This window comes from Candidatus Thermoplasmatota archaeon, assembly GCA_034660695.1.
Taxonomy (GTDB): Archaea; Thermoplasmatota; E2; order UBA202; family DSCA01; genus JAYEJS01.
Genome location: JAYEJS010000085.1, coordinates 1 through 8,073, shown reverse-complemented (window position 1 = coordinate 8,073; position 8,073 = coordinate 1). Strand labels below are relative to the sequence as shown.

Here is an 8,073-nt window from a genome sequence, read left to right as displayed (position 1 = left end):
AGATATTTGGAGGTAAAAAATGAAGGAAAATTGGTCAAAGAAAGATAGAAGATGTGCGAGCATACTGTTAGTGGGTATTATTGTTCTGGTGGGTTCTATCCCGCTGTATTTCTCTTATACAGATAGCACCATGGTTCAGCAAAACGACGGTGGTATTCTTGACCAGCAGCAGACACAGCGAGATGGCGGGCTTGCTTGTTTATTTGAGGATGAGTTCGCACAAGGATTTGTTCCTACAAAAGATATGCTTACAAGGGTAGAGCTTTTGATAAACAGAAGCGATCCTGTTATTCCGGGCTTGGAGATTGCAATACGTGATGCCTATGACGGGGGAAACCTGGTCAGCGTTGGTCTGGATCGGGACTTCCCGCCCGACAGCTACACTTGGATTGAGTTTGATTTTGAGGATATACATGTTACTCCAGGAGAAACATATTATATTGTCTGGGATGGCTGGCACGGTGGCACACTTGATAATGCCTATTATTGGGGGTTTGGCTCGGGCGATCCATACCCAGAGGGACAGAGCTATCACTATGACGATATACATGAATATTGGCGTATTATTGATGACCCGGAAGGTGATTTTTGTTTTAAAACATACGGTAGAGAGAACCTTCCTCCCGATACTCCTGAAAAACCTTCGGGTGAAAACTATTTACAACCCGGCGTTACATACAACTATTATACCAGAACTTACGATCCTGATGGAAACAAGGTAAGATATTGTTTTGATTGGGATGATAGCACTCCCGAAGAATGGACATCTTTGGAATGCAGCGGTAAGCAAATATCTCTGTCACATATCTTTTTCCCTCCGGGAAATCATTACGTCAGGGTTAAAGCTGCTGATGAATATGGAAAAGAAAGCAATTGGTCCGAATCTTATACTGTTTTAGTGGTTGACAAACCGCCAGAAACGCCCACAATTAGTGGACCCGCAAATGGAAAAGCCGGAGTTGCATATACGTATAATCTAACATCGGCCGACCTCAACAAAGATCAGGTCAGGTTCCACATTAAGTGGGGTGATGGCACGGAAGAGGTTACTGGATATTATGATTCGGGAGAGAGAGCAAATATTTCACACGTCTGGAATGAACAAGGAACTTACACTATCTCTGTAAGGGCAGAAAACAGTCTAAACAGCAGTTGGGCACAGCTTCAGGTTTCAATGCCGAAATCATTTTCGGTAAACATATGGACATTACTTGAAAGGCTCGACGGATGGTTTGTGTCAACGTTTGGAAGAGAGAGATTTCCAGGCATATTCGGGCATATTCAATAGCACACGCCTCAATACCTGGGATATACACAGCCCATGTGCCCATCTTCTCCTATCTTCTTCTTTTTTGTCTTTATCTCACCGAGCTGATAGAAATGAAGTTCTCCGCTGCAAGCAGTAGATTATCGCTATGACTTAAGTCATTCTGAGGGTAAAGTCAAAATGAAGAAGGCATAAAAAGCCCCAAAAAGCCTCGGATTCTGGACTCAAAGAGGGTCTCGAATTCTGGACGAATTTGTGGGTTATTGAGCAATCAGGTCTCACATTCTGGACGGGACTGGAGATAGGAGAATAATGAAGTGAAGAGCGGTAAAAGCCCCGAATTTTGGATAATTGTTAGGGCAACAGCGTGTTTTGGGTTTTGTTTGAATAGCTGTTATAAAGCCCTACCGAAAATTTTAAAATAAAATTGCATTATATATTTGGAGGCAAAAATCATGAAAAAAATAATAGCACGCCGTCGGTGCTATCGGTAAATAAAAACAGACGGAGGAGGTGAAAAAAAGAATGAATAGGAAAACAGCTTCGAAAGGAATGTTTTGCATTTTGGTAGCAATGCTTTTCTTGCTACCAGCGAATGCGATATTTGTGAAAGAGAAAGAAATAGCAAGTATAAATACTAAGCAGGCGATCCAACCTCCTACTCCTATATTCTACGTTCCTTTTGATGGGAATGTCAATGCCACAATTGCTGGAGGAGATCCGATCCCCCACGACCATATAAACTGGCAAGATTATGAGTTCACGGATGGAATAAGAGGACAGGCTCTTTCGAAACCTGCAGACATAGCGAATTACGTTCTTTCTTATAGAGAATTAAATAATCTCATTCCAGAACAAGGCACAATCGAATTTTGGATAAGGCTAAAGGAGCGAATAGATGACGGTACTTACTTTTATGAAGAAGATGGAAATAAGATTCACATCAGACAGCACCGCTATGTCGATGGGTATCCAGGTCAAATATCCTTTAGATTTAAAGGAGCTACCAGAGATTTTACGCTTACTCGTGGTTGGGTAGGAGAGTGGCATCAAATTGCTTTCACATGGCAAATTTTACCACCTGAGACGGATGGGCCTTATTGCATATTAAAAGCATATATCGACGGTTACTATAAGCCCTTGGGAAGCAAATTTTTCTGTTCTCCTGCACAGCAAGGCGAAAAGTTTTACGTAGGTCGTCGAGGTTGGGACAAGTCATATGCCGATATCGATGAACTGAAGATATATGATGTGCCACTGACTGAAGAGGAGATTCAGAGAAACTACATGGCTTTATTCCCCGTTGAATATTATGCAAAAGAGACGATCTTCAAGATTTACGGTAAAGAGCAAATACCAATTGAATTATACGTAAATATAACTAATATACGTAAAGGGTTTATCCCATCAAAGATTGATGGTACATTCAAGTGCCAAGTTGACGATCTAACACCAAGTAGTATGGTAGTAGACCTCGATGAAGGTGAAACAGCTACCTTAATGGTCAAATTCACAGCTCAAGAGGTTGGAGAATATGATCTGAATTGCTACTTTATACCTGATGGTGCACCTGAAGAAAGGTATAACAGAACCATAAAGCTGTTCGTCATCGATGGAAATCCAAGGCCACACCCAGATACTTTGAATAAAAGTCTGATTTTATCAATAGATTGTGCAACTAATACCTATAGCGGACCACAAAGCGGAACAGTCGAGTATTGCGAGACTACAGATGAAACAACAACACCTAACAATCAATACAGGCAATCCGGACTTAGTGGTGCTACTGAAGCTTCCACACCTTATCGTGGCCCGACAGGCCACGAAAATGTTACCAATTGGGGGTTCAAGTCGCCTGAGAACGCTTATTATGATGATGATTACTATGCGGTAGCTGAAGATAGACATGCGGAAATATACAGGAACTTTAGCATACCTACCGATCTTATACCCGATGGAGCTGTTATTTCTGGTATCAGAATTAGACTTGATGCCAATTGTACCACCAATGATGGCTACCTTAAAGTTAGTCTGTCTTGGAATGGAGGAGCTGATTGGACAGAAGAGCGTATGGCTCGTGTGGATACCAGTTGGGCCACTCATTACTTAGGCGGACGATGGGTGAACTGGGGTCATGATTGGGATCGCCAGCAATTATCCAACGAGAGTTTCAAGGTTAAGATAAACGCCAGCGTATGGCCTGGGAAAATTTATTTAGACTGGGTCGCCGTGAAAGTCTATTGGAAGGGCCTATTTAGTCGATTTGCTTATAAATTCGAGATCCAAAATGAGAGCAATCCTCACTTAGTTGTGGTAACTTATCCAGATGATGAAACGAGGATAATGGGTATAGACCTCTCTTCAAAAAGTCCACATAGCGAACCAGGTAGACGATCTCCCCAAGCATTCTACCAAATTCAGACCGGCGTTTTCACAGGTGATGAATATCCTAACACAAATGAGTTTAAGCAGCATACGATATACTTCTGGCCTCGTGATGATGAATATATGATCACGTTTGTAAATTGGCTGGCTGGTCCAGTTGGAGCAGGAGCAGCGGTTAGGAACATATCTGTATATGAAATTGAAGGGGATGAGCAAACAGGATGGTTCCCTAAAACTGAAGTAATCACGCCACCAGATGGAAGTAGAATGCTAGGTCTATGGTGGGAACAGACCGAATTTCCCGATAGCTTCTGTGCATTCAATGAAAGCCTTCAAGAGTACTATAAGGCCACGCTAAACGCTATGGACTATCTTCATTTCACAGGACAAAACCTCCTCATTTATAATATCTGGCAGTATGCTCCCCCACACTATCCATCTAGAGCGGAACGTAATATTTACAACTTATGGTTTCCTGTACGTAGTCATCCTTGGCCCGCTGACTGGTTTGAACTTTTGCTTAAAGTGGCTGAGGTGAATGATGTGAATGTGATTCCATCATTCACGATAACAAGTATACCTTCCTTAGATGTGCTAGAGGAGGCCGATACAGGCTATACCGTCGATCTCATAAAAGAGAAAATGCTTAACATAACCGACGACATACTCGAACAATATGGAGATTATCCAGCATTTAAGGGTATTTCCTTGAACATTTGGAGTGATACCATGAATAAACGTTTAATGGAGCAAGGTGTGTACATAAATAACCTGTTAGGCGATATTAACACTAGGATACAGCAACAGGGAAGACCTGATTTAAAGCTGATTGTTTCCTGCTGGCATTCTCCCGATATTGATGATTGGTACAGCAGCCCTAATCGCCCGCAATTTGTATATGACAGTTATGAAGAAATTGGGTTAGACTTAACTCAATTGAAGGCTCAAAATGATGGAATTAGAACTGAGAGAGTTGTACGTTTCACTGGTTATAGAGAACGATTAACTGGTGATGAGCCTCCCACCAATGCATGGCCTTCTCGAAAATTTGTGCTTGATTATGATAGCTGTTATAAACCCTTCATAAAATCTCCACCAAACCAAGCTGCTGCCATATACAATGGCTACTTTGAAAGAAAGGTGAAGACAAATAGCATGCCTCTCCCTTGCTCTTGGGCATCTAATCTAGAAAGGAATTGGCATGCAGGAGCAATTGCACCTGGACATAAATACTTCATGGAGAATTACATGCTGGTGATGATCCACCTTGACCCTATTCAGATTGGAAATGGTGGGCTTACTATTGGAACAGTTGGGCATGAAGAGCAGATACAAAAATTTGCAAAAGCATATCGCGCTTTGCCAGCAAAAAGCTTTGAAATTGTTGAGGATACAGATGATTTCCAAGTAAGAGAAAAAACAATAGGATGGCACTATTTCTATATTGTAAATAAAAAACCTGATTTACTATCCGTAACAGTTACTTTCAGTTTCCCATTTGTTCTTCTCTTTGACCTAGTTGACGGAACCTTCATCCCGATAATTTTTTCCAACCAGTACACTACTACGTTGGAACCCTTCGAATTAAGATCCTACTTAATCATTCCTCGGTGGGTCCAGATAACTGATGTAACGTCTCCATAGATTATTGATGTAAACGGTGAACGACAGAAAAATCTCTCTCTTTCTCTTCTTTTTCTTTTTTGTCAAGCATACTGGAGAGATAGGGAGAGTATTTCATCAGGCTTGGTCACGCCTCCCGAAGATCTTGCTATGATCTCTGCAATTGCATGAACACTGTATATCTACAGAGTAAGCGTTATGGTGAAACCGTATGGCAATTCCCAATGCTCCCTAGCCCTCTCATATCCAAGCTTTTGTAGAAAGCTAAATATATTATAGTCAGATTTAAACATTATGAAGACATATACTTTCAAGGCAATAGTTGAGAAAGACGAAGGCAAGTGGGTATCTTACGTTCCAGAATTGAAGGACAAAGGAGGGGCTAGTTGGGGAAGAACAAAAGAAGAAGCTCTCAAAAATTTAGAGGAAGTAATTAGATTGGTACTGGAAGATATGGCAGAATGTAAAGAACTTGAGCCATTAGAAAAAGATTTGAAAAAGAAAGGAGTGATAATATCTTCAAAGCCTTTGATTTCTGTGATAGTTTAAATGGCTATAGACTATTCTAAGCTAAGAAGTTTAACAGCCAGAAAACTTGTTTTGGCATTAAAAAAAGATGGTTTTTCCTTAGTTAGACAATCTGGTAGTCACAAAATTTTTCGGCATCCAGATAGGAGAAGAGTGACAGTTTCTTTTCATAAAGGAGGACAAACATTTCCCATAAAATTACTAAAAATTATGATAGAAGAACAGGCAAAGTGGAATGAAAAAGATTTGAAAAGGTTGAGCATATTGAAATAAGTAAAAAGCAAATTGTTTAAGATTCTGGGATGAACCAGCATTCTTTGATCATACAACTAAAGCTATTGCATATGACAATGCTGGCAATGAGCAGGAAGTACGGATATTCAATCTCTAATTCCTTCCTACTTCGATTTAATTCCTATTGCATAAAATTGTGGAAAAAAATTGAGCTGGATTCCTTTGTTCAAGGATTCCAGATATTCATCCTCCCATTTCTTTATTTCATTATCATTCATCCCCGCCTTCCTTAAGACATTCCAGTAGAAATCTCTTGAACGCCTATAAGATGCCCCGTCTTCCTTGCAGCTCCATATTCTCTGATTGCCTATTCCCACCTCCGTCCTCAGTCCCGCCTCTACAAATAGCATCCTGAGTTTTCTTCCTATGTGCGGATCGCCCCCTCTTCTTTTTATTGCTTCTCCGGCAAATATCGGGTCAACCCTATTGTTTTCGGGCCAGTGAATTTTGCCGCCAAAGTCTGGCTCGAGAGAAGCGACAACCTTCCCGCCGGGCTTTACCACTCTTGCCATTTCGTTGACCACCTTTTGTGGGCCTTTAGACCACATCAAAACAAGATTGCATATTGCGATATCGAACGAATTTTTTTTGAAAGGCAGACTGTGAGCATCTCCTGTGCATAGCTGAACGTTTTCTGTATCGGCCAGTATTTTTCTGGCGGTGCTCACCATATCCAGCGAGCCGTCGAGGGCTATGACTGTACCGTTCGTATGGGCTGCCAGGTCTTTTGTTACGGCGCCTGAACCGCAGCCGACATCCAGAATTAATTCGGCATCTTTAAGGCCAGCCTTGATGTAGATGGGGTGCCTATCCTCGGCTGTTTCGAGAGCTTGCTGCTCTAACTTTTTTATGAAATGGGCCAGCTCTTCCTTTGTACGGTTATGTGGCATCAAGGCATAAATATGGCGTGATAAATAAGGTTTTGTGATTGCCATAGTTATCTCGAGAATGGATAATGCAAGTGTTTGTATAGGAAAAGAGTTGCTTTCACTCCACGAATGGACGGAGATGGAAAAAAATGTTTACAGGAAAGGAGGCATGCTCGTATTTTTCATCGACGACATGCACCTCTATCACGACAACATTGACAGAGAGATAAAGAAATGGGTTCATCCGTTAAATGCAGTCATATTTGCCTCATGCCATAAATCGGAATCGGGCAGAAAAACGTTATCCGTCCATCCTATAGGAAATTTCGGCAAAGCAGAATTTGGCGGGAAGAACGGGGAAATGGTTCCCTCAGCCCCGTCACTGATGCAAGATGCTTTACAACTCCTGCATGAAAAAGCCAAAGGAACAGATTATGATGTCTGCTACGAAGTTACCCATCATGGTCCGTATCTCTCCACCCCCGCCTTTTTTATAGAAGCCGGAAGCACAGAAAAGGAATGGAATGACATTGAAGCATGCAGAAAAATAGCACAAGTCTTGGATTCATTGAGATTTAGTGAAGGCTACTCAACCATAGGAGTGGGGGGCGGGCATTACGCGCCTCGCTTTACCGACCTTGCCATAAAAAGTAACGTTTCGTTTGGACACATGATACCTGACTATCAGATTAATAATATTGACAGGGAAATGATACTCAAAACCATCGATGCTACGCCAGGTGTAAAGTTCGTATACTTCCACGGAAAAAAAGGATGGCGATTCAAAAAAATTTTTGAAGAGGAAGGAATTGAACGCATTCAGTAAATGGAAATAACTTTAATGTTTGCCGTTACCCACACAAACCAAAAATAATGATGTTTTATCCAGTTAGGCCGGGAATACTGCGTGGTCTGTAGCGTAGCGTAAGACCCGCAGATGAGAGGCCGCCCTACCTTTTTTAGCTTACTAACTATTGTGTTCTGTCGCGTGTGGCAGACCATAAGGTCTGCCCCTCAACGGCACGACAGGAGATCTGAAAGAATGAATACTATAAGTAGCGGTAGCTAGTGTGCCCAGCTAAGCTGATACAAGCTTGCAGGTGAAAG

At 41.7% G+C, this 8,073-nt stretch carries 6 protein-coding genes; 5 read left to right on the top strand and 1 reads right to left on the bottom strand.

The features are described 5' to 3' along the window. Positions 1 to 19: 19 nt before the first annotated feature. From U9O96_04410 to U9O96_04395, 4 genes are all read left to right on the top strand, one after another. Positions 20 to 1,288 (top strand): hypothetical protein, encoded by a 1,269-nt coding sequence (locus U9O96_04410; protein ID MEA2054342.1) that lies wholly within the window; start codon positions 20 to 22, stop codon positions 1,286 to 1,288. Between the two features lie 504 nt (positions 1,289 to 1,792). After that, on the top strand, positions 1,793 to 5,296 hold the full coding sequence (locus tag U9O96_04405) for a LamG-like jellyroll fold domain-containing protein (GenBank protein ID MEA2054341.1): 3,504 nt from the start codon (positions 1,793 to 1,795) through the stop codon (positions 5,294 to 5,296). 273 nt (positions 5,297 to 5,569) lie between these two features. Then, positions 5,570 to 5,824 carry a type II toxin-antitoxin system HicB family antitoxin gene (locus U9O96_04400; protein ID MEA2054340.1) on the top strand — a complete coding sequence of 85 codons (255 nt, stop codon included), beginning with the start codon at positions 5,570 to 5,572 and terminating at the stop codon, positions 5,822 to 5,824. After that, the gene (locus U9O96_04395; protein ID MEA2054339.1) at positions 5,825 to 6,076 is read left to right on the top strand and encodes a type II toxin-antitoxin system HicA family toxin; all 252 of its coding nucleotides are present in this window, start codon (positions 5,825 to 5,827) and stop codon (positions 6,074 to 6,076) included. Positions 6,077 to 6,201: 125 nt separating this feature from the next. Here the strand turns inward: U9O96_04395 and U9O96_04390 are convergent, their stop codons facing one another. Beyond that, positions 6,202 to 6,987, bottom strand: a complete 786-nt coding sequence (locus tag U9O96_04390; GenBank protein ID MEA2054338.1) for a methyltransferase domain-containing protein — start codon at positions 6,985 to 6,987, stop codon at positions 6,202 to 6,204. Positions 6,988 to 7,045: 58 nt separating this feature from the next. Between U9O96_04390 and U9O96_04385 the strand changes: the two genes are divergently transcribed. Next, complete coding sequence (locus tag U9O96_04385; GenBank protein ID MEA2054337.1) at positions 7,046 to 7,792, top strand: D-aminoacyl-tRNA deacylase; 747 nt, start codon at positions 7,046 to 7,048, stop codon at positions 7,790 to 7,792. Positions 7,793 to 8,073 lie beyond the last annotated feature (281 nt).

Excerpts from the sequence above, each read along its gene's own strand:
- U9O96_04390 (MEA2054338.1), bottom strand. The coding sequence starts at position 6,987 with ATGCCACATAACCGTACAAAGGAAGAGCTGGCCCATTTCATAAAAAAG.
- U9O96_04400 (MEA2054340.1), top strand. The coding sequence starts at position 5,570 with ATGAAGACATATACTTTCAAGGCAATAGTTGAGAAAGACGAAGGCAAG.
- U9O96_04395 (MEA2054339.1), top strand. The coding sequence starts at position 5,825 with ATGGCTATAGACTATTCTAAGCTAAGAAGTTTAACAGCCAGAAAACTT.
- U9O96_04405 (MEA2054341.1), top strand. The coding sequence starts at position 1,793 with ATGAATAGGAAAACAGCTTCGAAAGGAATGTTTTGCATTTTGGTAGCA.
- U9O96_04385 (MEA2054337.1), top strand. The coding sequence starts at position 7,046 with ATGGATAATGCAAGTGTTTGTATAGGAAAAGAGTTGCTTTCACTCCAC.
- U9O96_04410 (MEA2054342.1), top strand. The coding sequence starts at position 20 with ATGAAGGAAAATTGGTCAAAGAAAGATAGAAGATGTGCGAGCATACTG.